This is a genomic window from Roseateles sp. P5_E4 (assembly GCF_054049255.1).
The window spans coordinates 204196-222853 of record NZ_JBFUMS010000003.1 but is presented as its reverse complement, the minus strand read 5'-3'; the positions used below and the strand labels follow the sequence as shown (position 1 = coordinate 222853).

The 18658-nt window shown below is 66.6% G+C and carries 18 protein-coding genes and 1 tRNA gene; 16 read left to right on the top strand and 3 right to left on the bottom strand.

Annotated elements, in window-relative coordinates; genetic code table 11:
- Positions 1-6: 6 nt before the first annotated feature.
- The 8 genes from hfq to ACXJLH_RS08020 all read left to right on the top strand — a co-directional run bounded on the left by hfq (position 7) and on the right by ACXJLH_RS08020 (position 7006).
- Positions 7-249 (top strand): RNA chaperone Hfq, encoded by a 243-nt coding sequence (hfq, locus tag ACXJLH_RS08055; protein WP_056198163.1) that lies wholly within the window; start codon positions 7-9, stop codon positions 247-249.
- Between the two features lie 10 nt (positions 250-259).
- On the top strand, positions 260-1501 hold the full coding sequence (gene hflX / locus ACXJLH_RS08050; RefSeq protein ID WP_457443349.1) for a GTPase HflX: 1242 nt from the start codon (positions 260-262) through the stop codon (positions 1499-1501).
- Positions 1498-2745 carry an FtsH protease activity modulator HflK gene (gene hflK, locus ACXJLH_RS08045; protein WP_157281646.1) on the top strand — a complete coding sequence of 416 codons (1248 nt, stop codon included), beginning with the start codon at positions 1498-1500 and terminating at the stop codon, positions 2743-2745. The genes hflX and hflK overlap by 4 nt, the downstream gene beginning before the upstream one ends.
- A gap of 15 nt (positions 2746-2760) precedes the next feature.
- Positions 2761-3657 (top strand): protease modulator HflC, encoded by an 897-nt coding sequence (hflC, locus tag ACXJLH_RS08040; RefSeq protein WP_457443347.1) that lies wholly within the window; start codon positions 2761-2763, stop codon positions 3655-3657.
- Entirely contained in the window at positions 3654-3836 is a 183-nt protein-coding gene (locus ACXJLH_RS08035; protein ID WP_056198157.1) for a DUF2065 domain-containing protein, read from the top strand. The genes hflC and ACXJLH_RS08035 overlap by 4 nt, the downstream gene beginning before the upstream one ends.
- A gap of 61 nt (positions 3837-3897) precedes the next feature.
- Positions 3898-5061, top strand: coding sequence for an ATP phosphoribosyltransferase regulatory subunit (locus ACXJLH_RS08030; RefSeq protein ID WP_056198155.1), 1164 nt, complete (start codon positions 3898-3900; stop codon positions 5059-5061).
- Between the two features lie 43 nt (positions 5062-5104).
- The gene (locus ACXJLH_RS08025) at positions 5105-6439 is read left to right on the top strand and encodes an adenylosuccinate synthase (RefSeq protein ID WP_457443345.1); all 1335 of its coding nucleotides are present in this window, start codon (positions 5105-5107) and stop codon (positions 6437-6439) included.
- A gap of 45 nt (positions 6440-6484) precedes the next feature.
- Positions 6485-7006, top strand: coding sequence for a phosphoribosyltransferase (locus tag ACXJLH_RS08020; protein ID WP_056198151.1), 522 nt, complete (start codon positions 6485-6487; stop codon positions 7004-7006).
- Between the two features lie 263 nt (positions 7007-7269).
- Here the strand turns inward: ACXJLH_RS08020 and ACXJLH_RS08015 are convergent.
- Positions 7270-7354, bottom strand: a tRNA-Leu gene (locus ACXJLH_RS08015).
- A gap of 69 nt (positions 7355-7423) precedes the next feature.
- Between ACXJLH_RS08015 and rnr the strand changes: the two genes are divergently transcribed.
- Positions 7424-9736 (top strand): ribonuclease R, encoded by a 2313-nt coding sequence (gene rnr / locus ACXJLH_RS08010; RefSeq protein ID WP_056198149.1) that lies wholly within the window; start codon positions 7424-7426, stop codon positions 9734-9736.
- A 3-nt stretch (positions 9737-9739) separates the two neighbouring features.
- Here the strand turns inward: rnr and ACXJLH_RS08005 are convergent, their stop codons facing one another.
- Both ACXJLH_RS08005 and ACXJLH_RS08000 read right to left on the bottom strand, forming a co-directional pair.
- Positions 9740-11098, bottom strand: a complete 1359-nt coding sequence (locus ACXJLH_RS08005) for an NAD(P)H-hydrate dehydratase (protein ID WP_457443343.1) — start codon at positions 11096-11098, stop codon at positions 9740-9742.
- A gap of 4 nt (positions 11099-11102) precedes the next feature.
- The gene (locus ACXJLH_RS08000; RefSeq protein ID WP_457443341.1) at positions 11103-12353 is read right to left on the bottom strand and encodes an NAD(P)/FAD-dependent oxidoreductase; all 1251 of its coding nucleotides are present in this window, start codon (positions 12351-12353) and stop codon (positions 11103-11105) included.
- Between the two features lie 321 nt (positions 12354-12674).
- Between ACXJLH_RS08000 and rpsB the strand changes: the two genes are divergently transcribed.
- The 7 genes from rpsB to ispC all read left to right on the top strand — a co-directional run bounded on the left by rpsB (position 12675) and on the right by ispC (position 18658).
- Positions 12675-13421, top strand: coding sequence for a 30S ribosomal protein S2 (rpsB, locus tag ACXJLH_RS07995; protein WP_056198145.1), 747 nt, complete (start codon positions 12675-12677; stop codon positions 13419-13421).
- 69 nt (positions 13422-13490) lie between these two features.
- Positions 13491-14384, top strand: a complete 894-nt coding sequence (tsf, locus tag ACXJLH_RS07990) for a translation elongation factor Ts (RefSeq protein WP_056198143.1) — start codon at positions 13491-13493, stop codon at positions 14382-14384.
- Between the two features lie 93 nt (positions 14385-14477).
- Complete coding sequence (pyrH, locus tag ACXJLH_RS07985; RefSeq protein ID WP_056198141.1) at positions 14478-15188, top strand: UMP kinase; 711 nt, start codon at positions 14478-14480, stop codon at positions 15186-15188.
- 75 nt (positions 15189-15263) lie between these two features.
- Positions 15264-15824: a ribosome recycling factor gene (frr, locus tag ACXJLH_RS07980; RefSeq protein WP_056198140.1), complete on the top strand. Its 561-nt coding sequence runs from the start codon at positions 15264-15266 to the stop codon at positions 15822-15824.
- A gap of 11 nt (positions 15825-15835) precedes the next feature.
- Positions 15836-16549 carry a polyprenyl diphosphate synthase gene (gene uppS, locus ACXJLH_RS07975; protein ID WP_056198138.1) on the top strand — a complete coding sequence of 238 codons (714 nt, stop codon included), beginning with the start codon at positions 15836-15838 and terminating at the stop codon, positions 16547-16549.
- A gap of 106 nt (positions 16550-16655) precedes the next feature.
- On the top strand, positions 16656-17492 hold the full coding sequence (locus ACXJLH_RS07970; protein WP_457391768.1) for a phosphatidate cytidylyltransferase: 837 nt from the start codon (positions 16656-16658) through the stop codon (positions 17490-17492).
- On the top strand, positions 17489-18658 hold the full coding sequence (ispC, locus tag ACXJLH_RS07965) for a 1-deoxy-D-xylulose-5-phosphate reductoisomerase (RefSeq protein WP_457443339.1): 1170 nt from the start codon (positions 17489-17491) through the stop codon (positions 18656-18658). Before ACXJLH_RS07970 ends, ispC begins: the two co-directional genes overlap by 4 nt.

Here is an 18658-nt window from a genome sequence, read left to right as displayed (position 1 = left end):
ATACCGATGAGCAACAAAGGCCAACTTTTGCAGGACCCCTTTTTGAACCTGCTCCGCAAAGAGCATGTGCCCGTTTCGATCTACCTCGTGAACGGCATCAAGCTCCAAGGCCACATCGAATCGTTTGACCAGTACGTCGTCCTGCTGCGCAACACTGTGACGCAGATGGTCTACAAGCACGCGATCTCGACTGTCGTGCCGGGCCGTGCGGTCAACTTCCACGCCGGCGACGCTCCCGCGGACGCCTGATCCCCACCCCTTGTCCTCGACCTCTGCCCACGACGCGACGCCGCCCTCCGAGGCGGCGCGCGCCATTCTTGTGGGTGTCGATTTCGGTCGTCACCGCAACGCCCAGGGTTTTGACGAGAGCCTGGATGAACTGGCCCTGCTGGCGGAATCCGCCGGTGACACGCCCGTCGCCAAGGTCATCGCCCGCCGCCCGGCGCCTGACGCCGCCCTTTTCGTGGGCTCCGGCAAGGCCGACGAGATCAAGTTGCTCGTGCTGGCCCACCAGGCGCACACGGTGCTGTTCGATCAGGCCATTTCGCCGGCCCAGCAGCGCAACCTGGAGCGCGTGCTCGGCGTGCCCGTCGCCGACCGCACCGCGCTGATTCTCGAGATCTTTGCCGCCCGTGCGCAAAGCCACGAGGGCAAGCTGCAGGTCGAACTCGCGCGCCTGCAATACCTGGCCACGCGCCTGGTGCGGCGCTGGAGCCACCTGGAGCGCCAGAGTGGTGGCATCGGCATGCGCGGCGGCCCCGGCGAGGCTCAGATCGAGCTGGACCGCCGCATGATCGACGAGCGTATCAAGAAGACCAAGGAACGCCTGAAGCAGGTGCAGCGCCAGCGCGGCACGCAGCGCAAGGCGCGCTCGCGCAATGGCGTCTTCAAGGTTTCGCTGGTCGGCTACACGAACGCCGGCAAGAGCACGCTGTTCAACGCGCTGACCAAGGCGCGCGCCTATGCGGCCAACCAGCTGTTCGCGACGCTGGACACGACGACGCGCTCCCTCTACCTGGAGCAGGCCGCGGCCAGCGTCTCGCTGTCTGACACCGTGGGCTTCATCCGCGACCTGCCGCACAAGCTCGTCGAGGCCTTTCGCGCCACGCTGCAGGAGGCGGCCGACGCCGACCTGCTGCTGCATGTCGTTGATGCCGCCAGCCCGGTGCTGGAGGAACAGATGGCGGAGGTCGAGCGCGTGCTGGCCGAGATCGGTGCGGCCGACGTGCCGCAGATCCTGGTTTACAACAAGCAGGACCTGCTGCCCGGCGATCAGCGCCCGCGCGACATCGTCGACGCCGTGCTGCGCGCCAATGGCAGTACCGAGCCGACGCCGCGAGTCTTCGTCAGCGCCCTGGATGGCAGCGGACTTGCCGAGTTGCGCCAGCTGATTGCGACCGCCATGCAGGTCCAGCCCTTGATTCCCGACGAACGGGACCCACGTTTCGACACTGATTCGTCGGATCCCGAAACTTCTTCCTCAGACCCCTCCCAGGCATGAGCAGCACTCCTCACACCACGCCCCGCAGCACCTGGGCCCAGCGTCTGATGACGCCGGTCGCCCGTGCCGCGAGCCGGTTGCTGAACAACGGCCGCAACGACGGCCCGCCCGATCTCGATGAGCTCTGGCGCGAATTCAATCGCAAGCTCTCGGGCATGTTCGGTGGCAAGTCCAGCGGGCCATCCGGCCCCAGCGGCTCCGGTGGCTCGCCCGACATGAAGGGCGCCGGTATTGGCCTGAGCCTCATCGCCGGCGTTGTCGTTTTGGGCTGGCTGGCCAGCGGCTTCTTCATCGTGCAGGAAGGCCAGCAGGGCGTCATCACTTCCTTCGGCAAGTACAGCAAGACGGTCGAAGCTGGTTTCCAGTGGCGCCTGCCCTATCCCTTCCAGGCGCATGAGATCCAGCCGGTCTCGCAGCTGCGCCAGGTCGAGGTTGGGCGCAGTTCGGTCGTCGCCGCCACCGGCCTGCGCGACTCGTCCATGCTGACGCAGGACGAGAACATCGTCGATATCCGCTTCACGGTGCAGTTCACCATCCGTGACCTGCGCGACTTCCTGTTCGAGAACCGTGACCCCGAGCAGGCCGTGCTGCTGGCCGCAGAGTCGGCGGTGCGCGAGATCGTCGGCAAGAGCACGATGGATTCGGTGCTCTATGAGCAGCGCGACGCTATCGCCGCTGACCTGGTCAAGTCCATCCAGGTCCAGCTGGATCGCCTGAAGGCCGGCATTCAGGTCGTCAATGTCAATGTCCAGAGCGTGCAGCCGCCCGAGCAGGTTCAGGCGGCGTTTGACGACGTGCAGAAGGCCAACGCCAACCGCGAGCAGTTGAAGAACGAGGCCCAGGCGTACGCGAACGACAAGATCCCGAGTGCGCGAGGCGATGCCGCCCGGTTGCGCGAGCAGGCCGAGGGCTACAAGGCCCGTGTCATCGCAACGGCCGAGGGCGATGCGGCGCGCTTCAAGAGCGTGCTGACCGAGTACCAGAAGGCGCCCCAGGTCACGCGCGACCGCCTCTACATCGACGCGATGCAGCAGGTCTACACCAACGTCAGCAAGGTGATGGTGGACAGCAAGAGCGGCTCCAACCTGCTCTACCTGCCGCTGGACAAGCTGCTGCAGCAAGGCAGCAGCGGCACCGTGACCGTGTCGGCACCGCAGCCGACCACCGTGCCCGAGCCGCAGACGCTGCCCAGTGCCAACGACCTGCGCAGCCGTGACAACCAGCGCAGCCGCGACGGCCGCTGATCGAGGACCATCCGAATGAACCGTATTGCCGCCATCGTCGCCGGCGCCATCGTCGTCCTGATGCTGCTGTCGTCGATGCTCTTCATCGTCGACCRGCGCCAGTTCGCCGTCATCTATGCGCTCGGCGAGATCAAGGAAGTCGTTACCGAGCCGGGCCTGAAGTTCAAGCTGCCGCCGCCGCTGCAAAACGTCGTGCTGCTGGACCGCCGCGTGCAGACGCTTGACAGCACCGAGTCGCGGCCCGTCTTCACAGCTGAAAAGAAGAGCCTGGTCATCGACTGGCTCATCAAGTGGCGCGTCGCCGAGCCACGCCAGTTCATCCGCAACAGCGGCGCTGACATGCGCAACGTCGAGAACCGCCTGGTGCCTGTCGTGCAGGCGGCCTTCAACGATGAAGTGACCAAGCGCACCGTCATCGCCGTGCTGGCCACCGAGCGCGAGAAGATCATGCAGGACGTGCGCAAACGCCTGGCCGACGAGGCCAAGCAGTTCGGCATCGAGGTCGTTGACGTGCGCATCAAGCGTGTGGACTTCGCGGCCAGCATCACCGAGTCGGTCTACCGCCGCATGGATTCGGAACGCAAGCGCGTGGCCGCCGAGGCCAGGTCCACCGGCTCCGCCGAGGGCGAGCAGATCAAGGCCGATGCTGATCGCCAGCGCGAAATCATCGTTGCCGAGGCCTTCCGTGATGCCCAGCTCATCAAAGGCGAGGGCGACGCCAAGGCCTCTGCCCTGTACGCCGAAGCCTTTGGCCGTGATCCCCAGTTCGCCCAGTTCTACCGCTCGCTGGAGGCCTACCGCGCCAGCTTCAGCAGGAAGAGCGACGTGATGGTGGTCGATCCATCCAGCGACTTCTTCAAGGCCATGCGGGGCTCCGGCGCCGCGGCCGCCGCCGCACCGGCGCGCAAGTGAACGAACTCCTCACCGCGCTCGCGCTGGTGATGGTCATCGAGGGGCTGATGCCCCTGCTCAGCCCGGCGCGCTGGCGCGAGGTCTTCAGCCGCATCCTGGCGATGAGCGATGGGCAGATTCGTTTCATCGGCCTGGCCAGCATCCTGATGGGTGTGTTCGGACTGCTCTGGTTGCGCTGATCTGAAGGCTGGGCCCGGGAGGCACCGGTAGAATGCCGTTTTTAACCGCCTGCCTTCGCCCATGTCCTCTGCTTGGCTGCTGCCCGAGCACATCGCCGATGTCCTGCCTTCGCAGGCGCGCCACATCGAAGAGCTGCGTAGAGAACTGCTCGACATGGCCCGCAGCTACGGCTGCGAGCTCGTCATTCCGCCGCTGCTGGAGCATCTCGACTCGCTGCTTTCCGGCACGGGCAGTGGCTCCGAAATCAAGCTCTTCAAGCTGGTTGACCAGCTCTCGGGCCGGTCGCTTGGCCTGCGTGCCGATACGACGCCCCAGGTCGCCCGCATCGACGCCCACCTGCTGAACCGCCAGGGCGTGACTCGCCTGTGCTACTGCGGGCCCATCGCGCACACGCGGCCGGATGGCCTCAACACCAGCCGCGAGCCCTTGCAGTTCGGTGTCGAGATCTATGGCCATGCCGGCCTGGAAGCCGACCTTGAGGTGCATGAATTGGCCTTGGACGCGCTGCGCCGAGCCGGCTTGAGCGACGTGATGCTGGACCTTGGCGATGCACGCCTGCTGCAAGGCGTGCTGGAAGGCATCAAGCTGGCTCCCGAGACGCTGGAAGCGCTGACGGCGGCGCTGGCCGCCAAGGACCTCTCCGCACTGGCCGCGCTGAGCACGGGCATGCCGGCCGTCACACGCGATGCTTTGCTGGCCTTGCCCAGTCTGTTCGGTGGCCGGGAAGTGCTGGCAGAGGCAGCGCGGCGCCTGCCGGATCACCCGCTCGTCAAGGCGGCCCTGGCCGACCTGGACTGGCTGGCCGGCCATCTGGCTGCTGTTCATCCCGAGGTCAGCCTGGGCTTTGACCTGGCCGACCTGCAGGGCTATGCCTACTACACCGGCATCCGCTTCGCCGCCTATGCCTCGGGCTGCTCCGACGCCGTGCTGCGCGGCGGGCGCTATGACGAGGTCGGTGCCGCTTTCGGCCGCCGCCGCCCGGCCGTCGGCTTCAGTCTGGACCTGAAGACGCTGGTGGCCCTGGTGCCGGCCACGCCTTTGCGCGCCGCCGTGCGCGCGCCGTGGGGCGAGGATGCTTCACTGCGCCAGGCTGTACGGGCCTTGCGTGAGCAGGGCGAGACCGTGGTCTGCGTGCTGCCGGGCCATGAGCACGAGGCCGATGAATTCGACTGTGACCGCGAACTGGTTCGCGAGCACACTGACTGGATCGTCCGCGCGCTTTGAGCGCCGGCGGCCCTTCCCAATCCAAAGCTAGCAGGCAAACAAGATGCAGAGCCAAACCGCGCGTGGACGCAATGTGGTCGTCGTCGGCACCCAATGGGGTGACGAGGGCAAGGGCAAGGTCGTGGACTGGATGACGGATCACGCCCAGGGCGTGGTGCGCTTCCAGGGCGGCCACAACGCAGGCCACACGCTGGTCATCAAGGGCGTGAAGACCGCGCTGCAGTTGATCCCCAGCGGCATCATGCGCGACGGCGTGGCCTGCTACATCGGCAATGGCGTCGTGGTGGACCCCACCCATCTGCTGACCGAGATCGAGCGCCTGGAAGCGGCCGGCGTCGAGGTGCGTTCGCGCCTGTTCATCAGCGAGTCCTGCCCGCTGATCCTGCCCTTCCACGTCGCCGTGGACAAGGCGCGCGAACAGCTGCGCGAGACCAGCGGCAGCGGCAAGATCGGCACCACCGGCAAGGGCATCGGCCCGGCCTACGAGGACAAGGTCGCCCGCCGCGCGCTGCGTGCCCAGGACCTGAAGCACCCCGAGCGCTTCGCCAAGAAGCTGCGCGAGCTGCTGGACCTGCACAACTTCGCGCTGTCGGGCTATCTGAAGGGCGAGCCGCTGGGCTTCGAGCCCATCTTCGAGCAGGCGATGAAGATGGCCGAAGCCATCAAGCCCATGCTGGCCGACGTCGGCTACATGATCCACAAAGCGAGCAAGGCTGGCGCCAACATCCTGTTCGAAGGCGCCCAGGGCACGCTGCTGGACATCGACCACGGCACCTATCCCTACGTGACGTCCAGCAATTGCGTGGCCGGCAATGCCGCCGCCGGCGCTGGCGTCGGCCCGCAGATGCTGCACTACATGTTGGGCATCACCAAGGCCTACACGACGCGCGTGGGCTCCGGGCCCTTCCCGACCGAGCTGGACTGGGAAACGCCCGGGACCGTGGGCTACCACCTGTCCACCGTCGGCCAGGAGCGCGGCACCGTGACCGGCCGCGCGCGCCGCTGCGGCTGGCTGGACGCCGCTGCGCTGAAGCGCTCCATCATCATCAATGGCATCACCGGCCTGTGCCTGACCAAGCTGGACGTGCTGGACGGCCTGACCGAGATCAAGATGTGCGTGGGCTACCAGCTCGATGGCAAGCTGCTCGACATCCTGCCGCTGGACGCCGACGAGATCGAGGCCTGCGAGCCCGTGTTCGAGACCTTTCCGGGCTGGCCCGAGACGACCTTCGGCGTCACTGCCTGGGACAAGTTGCCGGCCAATGCGCGCAGCTATCTGAAGCGCGTGGAAGAAGTCATCGGCGCGCCCATCGACATGGTCTCGACCGGCCCCGACCGCGAGCACACCATCGTGCTGCGCCACCCCTATTCGTCCTGAAATTCGCCCGACACTTCAAACCTATTCGACGGAGACCCCGCCATCATGCTGACCGACGACGGCAAACACCTCTACGTGTCCTGGGACGAGTACCACCTGCTGACCGAGCGCCTGGCCCTCAAGGTGCACGCTTCGGGCTGGCAGTTCGACCAGATCCTCTGCCTGGCCCGCGGTGGCATGCGCCCGGGCGACGTGCTGTCGCGCGTCTTCGACAAGCCCCTGGGCATCATGTCGACCAGCTCCTACCGCGCCGAGGCCGGCACCATCCAGGGTCGCCTGGACATGGCCAAGTACATCACCATGCCCAAGGGCGAACTGGCCGGCCGCGTGCTGCTGGTGGATGACCTGGCCGATTCGGGCGTCACGCTGAAGGCCGTGGTGGAGCGCCTGCGCGGCATGCCGTCCATCACCGAGTTGCGCTCGGCGGTCATCTGGACCAAAAAGGTTTCTGCCTACATGCCGGACTACTACTGCGAGATGCTGGAAACCTCGCCGTGGATCCATCAGCCGTTCGAGGAGTACGACGGCATGGGGCCGGAGCTGCTGGCGAAGAAGTTCGCTGTTTGAGGGGAACGAGGGCGTGGCACGACAGAACTCGGTTTGTGCCACCACTCGCCGAAGCGCCCATCGAGGGCGCATCGGCGGGGGCTCGGTCACCTCCGGCGACCCCGGCAGGCGGCTTCGCGCTTGCAAGCGCGAAGCCTTCATCGAGGCGTCGGGCAAGCCGCGGGGCTTGCCCTCGGTCCTCGGTGACGTGCCCTTCGAGTCCTCTCCTGGGCGCCAAAAGACAAAAGGCCAGCACTTGCGTGCTGGCCTTTTGTCTTTTGTTTTGGTGCCCAGGAGAGGACTCGAACCTCCACGGAGTTACCCGCTAGTACCTGAAACTAGTGCGTCTACCAATTCCGCCACCTGGGCTAGTTGCTCAAGACTTCAAACGAAGTGCCTGGGCCGTTTCAGGAAAGCAAGGATCATATCATTAAAAACTTGAAGAACTCAAACCCGTCGACTAAGGGCGAAGGTGCCGGCCTGCTCGGCGAAGTCGAAGGCACGTTGCAGGGTCATCGCGATGGCCATGGTTTCCTGATCCCCGACGACGGTGCCGCCGACGTCTATCTGTCGTCGCAGGAAACGCATGCCGTCATGCACGGCGACCGGCTGCGCGTGCGCGTCGTGCGCTTCGACAAGCGCGGTCGTCCGGAGGGCAAGGTGCTCGAGATCCTCGAGCGCAAGAAGCGGCCGCTGATCGGCCGCCTGTTGCTCGAGTCCGGTATCTGGCTGGTTGCGCCCGAGGACCGGCGCATGGGCCAGGACATCCTGATCCCCAAGAACGGCATCGCCAACGCGACCGCAGGGCAGGTTGTTGCTGTCGAGTTGACTGAGCCGCCGTCGCTGTACTCGCAACCTGTCGGTCGTGTCGTCGAAGTGCTCGGCGAGATCGACGATCCCGGCATGGAGATCGAGATCGCGGTGCGCAAGTACGACGTGCCGCATCGCTTCAGCCCCGAAACGTTGACGCAGAGCGCCAAGCTGCCTGAGAAGCTGCGCGCCGCCGATCTCAAGCACCGCATCGACCTGCGCGACGTGCCGCTGGTCACCATCGATGGCGAGGATGCGCGCGACTTCGACGACGCCGTCTACTGCGAACCCTTCAAGCAGGGGCGTGGCAAGAAGGCCGTCGAGGGCTGGCGCCTGCTGGTGGCCATTGCCGACGTGTCGCACTACGTGAAGCCCGGCGAGCCGCTGGACGCCGATGCCTACGAACGGGCGACGTCGGTCTACTTCCCACGCCGTGTCATCCCGATGCTGCCCGAGAAGCTGTCCAACGGGCTGTGCTCGCTGAACCCGTATGAAGACCGGCTCAGCATGGTCTGCGACATGCTCGTGTCCACCGATGGCACGGTCAGCGCCTACCAGTTCTATCCGGCCGTGATCTGCTCACACGCCCGCTTCACCTACACCGAGGTCGCGGCCGTCCTGGCCAACACCCATGGCCCCGAGGCCGCCAAGCGCCGCGAGCTGGTGCCGCATCTGCTGCATCTGCACGAGGTCTATCGCGCGCTGCTGGCAGAGCGGGGCCGCCGTGGCGCCATCGACTTCGAGACCACCGAGACGCAGATCGTCTGCGACGACAACGGCCGTATCGAGAAGATCATCCCGCGCACGCGCAACGACGCGCACCGGCTGATCGAGGAGGCGATGCTGGCCGCGAACACCTGCTCGGCCGATTTCATCCAGTCGTCCAAGCACCACTCGCTCTACCGCGTGCACGAAGGTCCGACGCCCGAGAAGCGTACGACGCTGCAGAACTATCTGCGCTCGCTGGGCATTGGCATGGGTGTGTCCGACGACCCGACGCCGCGTGAATTCCAGGCGATCGCCCAGGCGACCAAAGACAGGCCCGACGCGCAGCAGATCCACACCATGCTGCTGCGCTCCATGCAGCAGGCCATCTACACCGGCACCAATTCCGGCCATTTCGGCCTGGCCTACCCGGCCTACACCCACTTCACCAGCCCGATCCGGCGCTATCCCGACCTGCTGGTCCACCGCGTCATCAAATGCCTGCTGGCGAGCAAGCGCTACACGCTGGACGCCAGCAAGATGAACGTGCCGCAGGCGCCCAAGCGCCCCGGCCGGCCAGCGCCGCCCAACCCGGCAGACGCCCGCAACGAGGCCGAGCGCTGGGAGGTCGTGGGCGCGCATTGCAGCGCCAACGAGCGTCGTGCCGACGAGGCCAGCCGCGATGTCGAGGCTTGGCTGAAGTGCCGCTACATGCGCGACCGTCTCGGCGAGGAGTTCGCCGGCACCGTCAGTGCGGTCACGTCCTTCGGCCTCTTCGTGCAACTGGATGCGCTCTACGTCGAGGGCTTGGTGCACATCACCGAGTTGGGCGGCGAGTACTACCGCTTCGACGAGGTGCGCCAGGAACTGCGTGGCGAGCGCACTGGCATTCGCTACGCGACCGGCGCCCGCGTGCAGGTGCAGGTCAGCCGTGTTGACCTGGACGGCCGGCGCATCGACTTCCGCCTGGTGCGCGACGCCGAAGACGCGCGCTCATCCGGGCGCGGCGGGGCATCCAAACCCACGGGCAAAGCCCCGGGCAAGACACCAGCCCGCAAGCGCGCGCCCAAGACGGCCGTCGAGACGCTGGACGATGTGCGCCAGCAGGATCGCGACGTGAAGAAGAGCCGCAAGGAAGTCGTCGCGTCCCTGCATCCGGTCAAGGCCGCACAGCAGGCCGCCAAGCGCGCCGCCAAGAAAACGGCTGCCAAGGCCGCGCCGCGCAAACGCCGCTGAGCGTCAGCGCAGCGCCGCCAGGCGCTCGATGAGCTCGCCGGCGCGCAGCACGCCGCCGTACTCGCCCGCGCGGCCGTGCGCGTCCACGCCGGTGCAGGCGATGGCGTGAGCCGTGGCGGATGGTTGCTGAGCCCACAGCCCGCCCAGCCAGCCGGCCAGCACGTCGCCGCTGCCGGCTGTAGCCAGGGCCGGGCCGCCGCTGGCGCAGAGCGCCGGCCGCTCGGCCGGTGAGGTGATCACGCTGCCCGAGCCCTTGAGGACGACGGTGCAGCCCAATTGCAAGGCCAGTTCCTGCGCAGCGGCGAGGCGGTCGGCCTGAATGGCGGTTGTGCCGCGATTCAGCAGGCGGGCGGCTTCGAGCGGATGCGGCGTCAGCAGCGTGGAGCCTGCTGGCCTTGTGCGCACAAGAGACTGCAGAGTTGTGTCGGCGGCGATGGCGTTCAGCGCGTCGGCATCGATGACGAGGCGCGGCAGCGTTTGCAGCAGTGAGGGCAAATGGGGTGTGATGGCGTCGCCAGCGCCACAGCCGATGACGCCCACTGCCTGCGGCAGCTCCGTGAGCCGGCCGCGCATCAACTCGAGCCAGCCGGAGTCAGCGACCTCGGCGGGGCCGAGCCCCAGCAGGTCCAGATAGACCCGTCCCGCGCCACAGGCCAGGGCCGCGCGGGCGGCCAGCCGGGCGGCGCCCTGCATACCCGGTGCTCCGCCCACGACCAGCACCTGGCCGTGGCTGCCCTTGTGGCTGGTCGGGCTGCGATGCAGGGCAGCGCCCGGGCCGAGCAGGTCGGCCGCGGGCGACTCGTCGGGTGCAATGCCCAACTCGTCGAACCAGATCCGTCCTGCGTGCGCGCGTCCCTCGCCGGTGAAGAGGCCGGGCTTGAGCGTCAGCAGTGTCAGTGTGTGATCGGCGCGCACGGCGCGTTCGCCTGCGAGCTGGCCGGTGTCGGCGAGCAGGCCGCTGGGCAGATCAACGGCGAGGACGGGTGCGCCGCAATTGCCCATTGCGACGATGGGTGCCAGCAGCTCGGGTGAGGGCGCGCGATTCAGGCCCAGGCCAAGCAGCGCGTCGATGACGAGGGAAGGGCACTGCGGCGCATCGTGGCTCACGTGGGTCGGGACACCGACCTCGGCCAACCGTCGCGCGGCAACATGGCCGTCGCCGCCGTTGTTGCCGGGGCCGCAGACCACCCATACCGGGCCGGCGCCCCGGCGCAGCGCAAGGGCGAGCTTGGCAACGGCCAGTCCTGCGCGTTCCATCAGGTCGGGCGAGTGGGCGAGCGCGCGCGCCTCGATGCGTCGGCTGGCCGCTACATCGAACAGCGGCAGCGTGGAGGTTGTGGGCAGCACCGGATGCATGCCCATGAGCTTAGAGCAGTCGTTGCGGCCCGAGTGCGGCGATGTCCAGCGCGGGTGCCAGCCCGGCGATCTGCTGGGCCAGGATCTGGGCGCTGCCACAGGCCAGGCCCCAGCCCAGTCCGCCTGGCGAGATGTTGAGCCACAAGCCCGCGCGACCGCCGCTGCCAAGCACGGGCAGGCCATCGGCCGGCAGCGCGCGGCGGCTCTGGCTCTGCTGCACTTGGCTGTGCAGCACCGAGCCAGGGAACCAGTGTTGCAGGCCGCGGTGCAGGGCTTCGAAGTCCGGGGTCACCCGGGTTCGGGCGCCGGCGACGGTGAGGCCGCCGGTCACGCGTACGCGCTGGCCGGTGCGGGCAATGGCCAGGCCCAGCGTCGGGTCGATCCAGCCAGCCTTGGGGCCCAGGTCGGGATGGGCTTCGAGCAGCCGCAGCGGTGCCGTGACCGAGGCTTCGTGCTGCGCCGCCAGGGGCAGGCGTTGGCCCGACAACGTGGCGGCGTCCAGGCCGTTGCACAACACCACAGCGTCGAAGCGTTCGTCCTGAGCGCCGGGCAGCTGCGGCAGGGTGTCTCCGGCGTCGCGCTCGGTGCCGCGGATCGGCGCCTCCAGCGGCGGTGTGTATTCGTGGCGCAGCATCAGGCCGGTGCCGTCGGCGGCGATGGCGCGCACGGTGGTGTGGAAGCGAAACCCTGCGCCCAGGCGCTGGGCTTGCAGGCGCAGTTGCTGGGCGAAGAGGCGCGGATTGCCGGCACCGCCGCGGGTGAAGGCCAGCGCCGCGGCCAGCGGGGCGTCAGCGTTCAGGCCGGGTTCGCGCAGCCGGGCCTCGCCGGCCTCGATGAGGTCGACCTGCAGGCCCAGGGCCTTCCAACCCTCCAGGCGGGCCTGGGCAGTTGCGACGCGCTTGGCGTCAGTCAGCGCGACGAGAAGGCCATCGGTCGCTTCATCGTCCAAGCCCAGTGCGCGGCGCAGGTCTGCGGCACGGGCCAGACCCAACTGGCTCAGCGCAACAAGTTGGCCTGCTGCGTCACCCGTGCTGCGCCCCGCGCGCCAACGACGAAGTCGAAAGGCCAGAGGTGCCGGTGACGTGGTGTCTGCCAAGTTGGGTGTAAAGGGCGAGAGCAGGGCGTTGCTGGCGAAGCTGGCCTGCTCGGCGACGCTGCCGCCGCGCTCGAAGACCTGCACCTGGAGCCCCAAGGCGGCCAGTTCGTAGGCCGTCGTCACACCGGCCAGGCCGGCACCAACCACCGCGACGCGGCGGGTCAAGCGCACACCCGGAGGGACGCCCTGACGGGCAAGCTTGCGGCCGCTGCAAAGCGGCGTCGGCTGGGAAAGGCCATGGGTTTGTGTATACTCTGCGGGTTTTGCCGGGGGTGCTGCGCTGTTTTAGGCGTTGCAAGACTCGGCAGAACGGTTGTGAGGGTGTTGTGGCTGAACTTCTCGGTCGCCACCGTCGCAACAAATCGCAAACCGGCCACTCAAAGGTGTTGTAGTTTGCGGCCTGGATTTCGCTTGAGAAACAAGCGTTTCCAGATGCTGCAACGCAATTCGGGCCGGATTTTAGACACAACCTTCGGAGTAAGACCCATGTCTGTCACGATGCGCGAGATGCTGGAAGCCGGCGTCCATTTCGGCCACCAAACCCGCTTCTGGAATCCCAAGATGGCCCCGTATATCTACGGCCATCGCAACAAGATTCACATCATCAACCTCGAGAAGACGCTGCCTGCGTTCAACGACGCGATGAAGTTCGTCCGCTCGCTGGCTGCCAAGCGCGGCACCATCCTGATGGTCGGCACCAAGCGCCAGGCCCGTGAAGTCGTCGCCCTGGAAGCCCAGCGCGCCGGCATGCCCTACGTCGACTCGCGTTGGCTCGGCGGCATGATGACCAACTTCAAGACGGTCAAGACCTCGCTGAAGAACCTGAAGGACATGCAGGCCCAGATTGACGCCGGCACCCAGCCCGCGATCAAGAAGGAAGCGCTGATGTTCCAGCGCGACATCGCCAAGCTCGAGAAGAACATCGGCGGCATCCAGGACATGACCGCACTGCCCGATGCCATCTTCGTCATCGACGTCGGCTATCACAAGATTGCCGTTGCCGAAGCCAAGAAGCTCGGCATTCCCGTCATCGGCGTGGTGGACACCAACCACTCGCCCATCGGCATCGACTACGTCATCCCCGGCAACGACGACTCGGCCAAGGCTGTGGCGCTGTACGCCCGCGCCGTTGCTGACGCCGTGCTCGAAGGCAAGGCCAACGCCACGAACGAAGTGCTGGCTGCGGTTGCTCCCGCCGGCGACGAGTTCGTCGAGGTCTCCGAAGAGGCTTAAAGCCCTTCCGCCCTGCATTTGAAAGGGGCCGCGAGGCCCCTTTTGCCAACCGAAATCTGGAGAAGAGAAATGGCTGCTATCACCGCAAGCATGGTGGGCGAACTGCGTGCCCGCACCGACGCCCCGATGATGGAGTGCAAGAAGGCGCTGACTGAAGCCGAAGGCGACCTGGCCCGCGCTGAAGAGATCCTGCGCGTCAAGCTCGGCAACAAGGCCGGCAAGGCTGCCTCGCGCATCACCGCCGAAGGCATCGTCGCCTCGGCCGTGGTCGGCGGCAATGGTGCCCTGATCGAAGTCAACTGCGAGACCGACTTTGTCTCGAAGAACGACGCTTTCCTGGCCTTCGTGAACGCGCTGGCCGGCCTGGTTGCTGAAGCCAACCCGGCTGATGTGGCTGCGCTGTCGGCGCTGCCGCTGTCCCAGGAAGGTTTCGGCCCGACGGTGGAAGACGTGCGCAAGGGCCTGATCGGCAAGATCGGCGAGAACATGTCGATCCGCCGTTTCCGGCGCTACAGCGGCACCAAGCTGGCGTCCTACCTGCACGGCACCCGCATCGGCGTGATGGTCGAGTTCGAGGGTGACGACGTCGCCGCCAAGGACGTTGCCATGCACGTGGCCGCCATGAAGCCGGCAGCGCTGTCCAGCGCCGAAGTCTCGGCCGACCTGGTCGATAAGGAGCGCCGCATTGCCACGGAGAAGGCTGCCGAATCCGGCAAGCCCGCTGACATCGTCGCCAAGATGGTCGAAGGCTCGGTGCAGAAGTTCCTGAAGGAAGTCAGCCTGCTGGACCAGGTCTTTGTGAAGGCTGCCGACGGCAAGCAGACCGTGGCGGCCTACCTGAAGTCGGCCAACACCACGGTCAAGGGCTTCACGCTCTACGTCGTTGGCGAAGGCATCGAGAAGAAGGTCGACGACTTCGCGGCCGAAGTGGCTGCCCAGGTGGCAGCTGCTAAGGGTCAGTAAAGACGCTTGCGAAATCGTACGAAATGAAGGGGCGCCAAGTTGGCGCCCTTTAAACTTGCGGCCCACCATAGGCCCCCCAAACCTGAGGACACCATGCCCGCGTACAAGCGCATTCTGCTCAAACTCTCCGGCGAAGCCCTGATGGGTGACGACGCCTATGGCATCAATCGCGCGACCATCGTCCGCATGGTGCAGGAAATCCGCGAAGTGACGCAGATGGGCATCGAGGTGGCCGTCGTCATCGGCGGCGGCAACATCTTCCGCGGCGTGGCTGGCGGCTCGGTCGGCATGGACCGCGCCACCGCCGACTACATGGGCATGCTCGCCACGGTCATGAACTCGCTGGCCCTGGCCGACACGATGCGCCAGGAGGGCATGACTGCCCGCGTGATGTCGGCCATCGCCATTGAGCAGGTCGTCGAGCCCTATGTGCGCCCGAAGGCGCTGCAATACCTCGAAGAGGGCAAGATCGTCGTCTTCGCTGCCGGTACCGGCAACCCCTTCTTCACAACCGACACGGCTGCGGCGCTGCGTGGCGCCGAAATCGGCGCCGAGATCGTGCTGAAGGCCACCAAGGTCGACGGTGTCTACTCGGCCGACCCGAAGAAGGACCCGACCGCCACGCGCTATGCGCGCATCAGCTTCGACGAGGTCATCACGCGCAATCTGCAGGTCATGGACGGCGCCGCCTTTGCGCTGTGCCGCGACCAGAAGCTGCCGATCAAGGTTTTCAGCATCTTCAAGCCCGGCGCACTGCGTCGCGTGGTGCAGGGCGAGGACGAAGGCACGTTGGTGCACGTCTAAAACCCTAGTCAGTTGGGGGCAGAGCTACTGTCTGACGCTCGGGCGGTCTGTCCCGCAAATTCATAGGTATCGATCATGAGCATTGCCGACATCAAGAAGAACGCCGAGGCCAAGATGGCCAAGTCGGTCGAATCCCTGAAGAACGACCTGCACAAGATCCGCACTGGCCGTGCCCACCCCGGCATCCTCGACCAGGTCAGCGTCGACTACTACGGCGCCATGGTGCCGATCTCGCAGGTGGCCAACGTGACGTTGCTGGACGCGCGCACCATTTCCGTCCAGCCATGGGAAAAGGGCATGGGCGCCAAGATCGAGAAGGCCATCCGCGAGAGCGATCTGGGCCTGAACCCGGCGTCCCAGGGCGACCTGATCCGCGTGCCGATGCCGCCGCTGACCGAAGAGCGCCGCCGTGACCTGACCAAGGTCGTGCGCAATGCAGGTGAAGACGCCAAGGTGGCCGTTCGCAACCTGCGCCGTGACGCCAACGAGCATGCCAAGAAGATGCTCAAGGACAAGGAAATCGGCGAGGACGACGAGCGTCGCAGCCTCGATGAAGTGCAAAAGCTCACCGACCGGGTGATCTCGGAGATCGACAAGCTGATCTCGGGCAAGGAAGCCGAGATCCTGGCGGTTTGAGCGCCGTGCTCATGGCGCAAGACCGCCCGGCGCCGCCGCGCCATGTGGCCATCGTCATGGATGGCAATGGCCGCTGGGCCAAGAAGCGCTTCCTGCCGCGCTTCTTCGGCCACAAGGCCGGCGTGGACAGCCTCGTCAAGGTCGTCCAGGCCTGCATCGACCGCGATATCGAATACGTCACCGTCTTCGCCTTCTCCAGCGAGAACTGGAAGCGTCCGAGCGACGAGGTCTCGGGCCTGATGGGCCTGGTGCTGGCTGCGGTGAGCCGCTACCTGGCCAAGATGGGTGCGATGGGCGTGCGCATCCGCATCGTCGGCGACCGTGACGCCGTGTCTGACAAGCTGCGCAACGCCTGGAACGAGGCCGAGACCAGCACCCTGCACAACACCAAGCTGACGCTCAATGTCGCCTTCAATTACGGCGGCCGCTGGGACATCGTGCAGGCCTGCAAGGCCGCGATCAAGGCGGGTGTGAAGCCTGACGAGCTGACCGAAGCCAAGCTGTCGGAGTTCATGGCCATGAGCTATGCACCCGACCCCGACCTCTTCATCCGCACCGGTGGCGAGGTGCGCATCAGCAACTTCCTGCTCTGGCAGGCGGCGTATACCGAATTCGTGTTCTCGGACTGCCTGTGGCCCGAGTTCGGCGAGCGTGAACTGGACGCGGCCATTGCGGCCTTCCACGAACGCGATCGCCGCTTCGGCGGTGTCAAAGAGGTGGTATGAGCCCACCCCGTACCGGCTTCGCCGGCCCCCTCAAGGGGGCACTGCCAGTGGCCCAGCAAAGCCGGATCCACGGCAGTCGCCTCGGCAATGCCTTGAAGGAGGCGTAATGCTTAAGACCCGCGTCATCACCGCCGTCGTGCTGCTGGCCGTCCTGCTGCCGGTGCTCTTCCAGGCTTCGCCCTGGCCCTTTGCCTGGGTCACGGTCGTCATGATGGGCGCGGCCGGCTGGGAATGGACGCGGCTCAACGGCCTGCCCGGCACCGGTGCGATCGCGGGCGGTGTGGCGCTGGCGCTGGCCTGCGTATGGACGCTGCTGCTCGGTGGCCTGAACGCGCCGCCGGCCTGGATCTGGTCGCTGGCCAGCCTCCTGTGGGTGCTGGGCGGCGCCTATGCCTTGCGCGCCGGCCCGAGCGGCTGGCCGCGCATCGCGCGCGGCGCGCGGCTGGCCCTGGGCGCCGTGCTGCTGTGGGGTGCCTGGCTGGCCATCGTGCAGGCCAAAGTGCATGGCATCAACTTCATCCTGTCGGTGTTTTGCCTCGTATGGATGGCCGATATCGCCGCCTATTTCTGCGGTCGCGCCTTCGGCAAGCGCAAGCTCGCGCCGGCCATCAGCCCGGGCAAGAGTTGGGAAGGCGTCTGGGGCGGCTTGGCTGGTGTCATCCTGCTCGGCTTCATCTGGGTGCATGTCATCGACGTGAAACTGGCCGTGGATTCGCCCAGTCTCTACACGCTGCTGGTCCAGCGCCATGGCTGGGTGTCGTTGCTGGCTCTGGTCTTCCTCGGCGCGATGAGTGTCGTCGGCGATCTGTTCGAATCGCTCGTCAAGCGCGCCACTGGCGCAAAGGACAGCAGCAACCTGCTGCCCGGTCACGGCGGCGTGCTGGATCGCATCGACGCGCTGCTGCCCGTGTTTCCCTTGGCGCTTGCCTTGATCAGCTTATGAACCGTCGCCAACGCGTCTGCGTCCTCGGCTCGACCGGCTCCATCGGCGTCAACACGCTGGATGTCCTCTCACGCCACCCAGAGCGCTATGAAGTCGTTGCGTTGAGCGCGATGAGCCGAGTTGACGAGTTGCTCGCCCAATGCCTGGTGTGGAAGCCGCGTTTCGCCGTCATGCCCGAGCGGGACGCTGCTGGCCGCCTGCGCGAGCGGCTGCGTGAAGCCGGCAGCCGTACCGAGGTGCTGGACGGCGCTCAGGCGCTGGCCGACATTGCCGCCCATCCCGAAGTTGATACCGTCATGGCTGCCATCGTCGGCGCCGCCGGCCTGGCACCGGCCATCGCCGCGGCGCGCGCCGGCAAGCGCCTGCTGCTGGCCAACAAGGAGGCCATCGTCGTCGGCGGGGCCCTCTTCATGCAGGCGGTGGAAGAGGGCGGAGCCACGCTGCTGCCCATCGACAGCGAGCACTCGGCCATCTTCCAGTGCCTGCCTGAGGACCGCGCGGCCTGGCACGAACGCGTCGACCACATCGTGCTGACAGCCTCCGGTGGCCCCTTCCGCAGCCGCGACCCGAAGACGTTGGCCGATGTGACGCCGGCTCAGGCCTGCGCCCATCCCAACTGGGTCATGGGCCGCAAGATCTCGGTCGACTCGGCGACGATGATGAACAAGGCGCTGGAGGTCATCGAGGCGCGCTGGCTGTTCAACCTCACGCCCGAACAGATCAAAGTGCTGATTCACCCGCAGAGCATCATCCATTCGATGGTGGTCTGCCGTGACCAGTCGGTGCTGGCCCAGCTCGGCACGCCCGACATGCGCGTGCCCATCGCCTACGGCCTGTCCTTCCCCGAGCGCATCACGTCTGGTGCCAGCCGCCTGGACTTGCTGACGACGCCCAACCTCACCTTCGAGGAGGCCGACGCCGTGCGCTTCCCCGGCTTGCACCTGTCCTGGCAGGCCCTGCGCGCGCCGGAAGGCAGCACCACGGTGCTGAATGCGGCCAATGAAGTGGCGGTGGATGCCTTCCTGAACGGCCTTCTGCGCTTTGACCGGATCCACGCGATCAACTCGCAGTGTCTGGCCGACATCCAGCCGGGCGATTGCGCCAGCATCGAAGCGCTGCTGGCGCTGGACGCCCGCACCCGAGAGCATGCCAGGAGCCTGCTGTGA

Bases quoted from the DNA above. Each gene is read 5' to 3' on its own strand.
- ispC (WP_457443339.1), top strand. From the start codon at position 17,489: ATGAACCGTCGCCAACGCGTCTGCGTCCTCGGCTCGACCGGCTCCATC.
- hfq (WP_056198163.1), top strand. From the start codon at position 7: ATGAGCAACAAAGGCCAACTTTTGCAGGACCCCTTTTTGAACCTGCTC.
- ACXJLH_RS08025 (WP_457443345.1), top strand. From the start codon at position 5,105: ATGCAGAGCCAAACCGCGCGTGGACGCAATGTGGTCGTCGTCGGCACC.
- uppS (WP_056198138.1), top strand. From the start codon at position 15,836: ATGGCGCAAGACCGCCCGGCGCCGCCGCGCCATGTGGCCATCGTCATG.
- rpsB (WP_056198145.1), top strand. From the start codon at position 12,675: ATGTCTGTCACGATGCGCGAGATGCTGGAAGCCGGCGTCCATTTCGGC.
- ACXJLH_RS08005 (WP_457443343.1), bottom strand. From the start codon at position 11,098: ATGGGCATGCATCCGGTGCTGCCCACAACCTCCACGCTGCCGCTGTTC.
- ACXJLH_RS08030 (WP_056198155.1), top strand. From the start codon at position 3,898: ATGTCCTCTGCTTGGCTGCTGCCCGAGCACATCGCCGATGTCCTGCCT.
- hflK (WP_157281646.1), top strand. From the start codon at position 1,498: ATGAGCAGCACTCCTCACACCACGCCCCGCAGCACCTGGGCCCAGCGT.
- frr (WP_056198140.1), top strand. From the start codon at position 15,264: ATGAGCATTGCCGACATCAAGAAGAACGCCGAGGCCAAGATGGCCAAG.
- ACXJLH_RS08020 (WP_056198151.1), top strand. From the start codon at position 6,485: ATGCTGACCGACGACGGCAAACACCTCTACGTGTCCTGGGACGAGTAC.
- ACXJLH_RS07970 (WP_457391768.1), top strand. From the start codon at position 16,656: ATGCTTAAGACCCGCGTCATCACCGCCGTCGTGCTGCTGGCCGTCCTG.
- tsf (WP_056198143.1), top strand. From the start codon at position 13,491: ATGGCTGCTATCACCGCAAGCATGGTGGGCGAACTGCGTGCCCGCACC.
- pyrH (WP_056198141.1), top strand. From the start codon at position 14,478: ATGCCCGCGTACAAGCGCATTCTGCTCAAACTCTCCGGCGAAGCCCTG.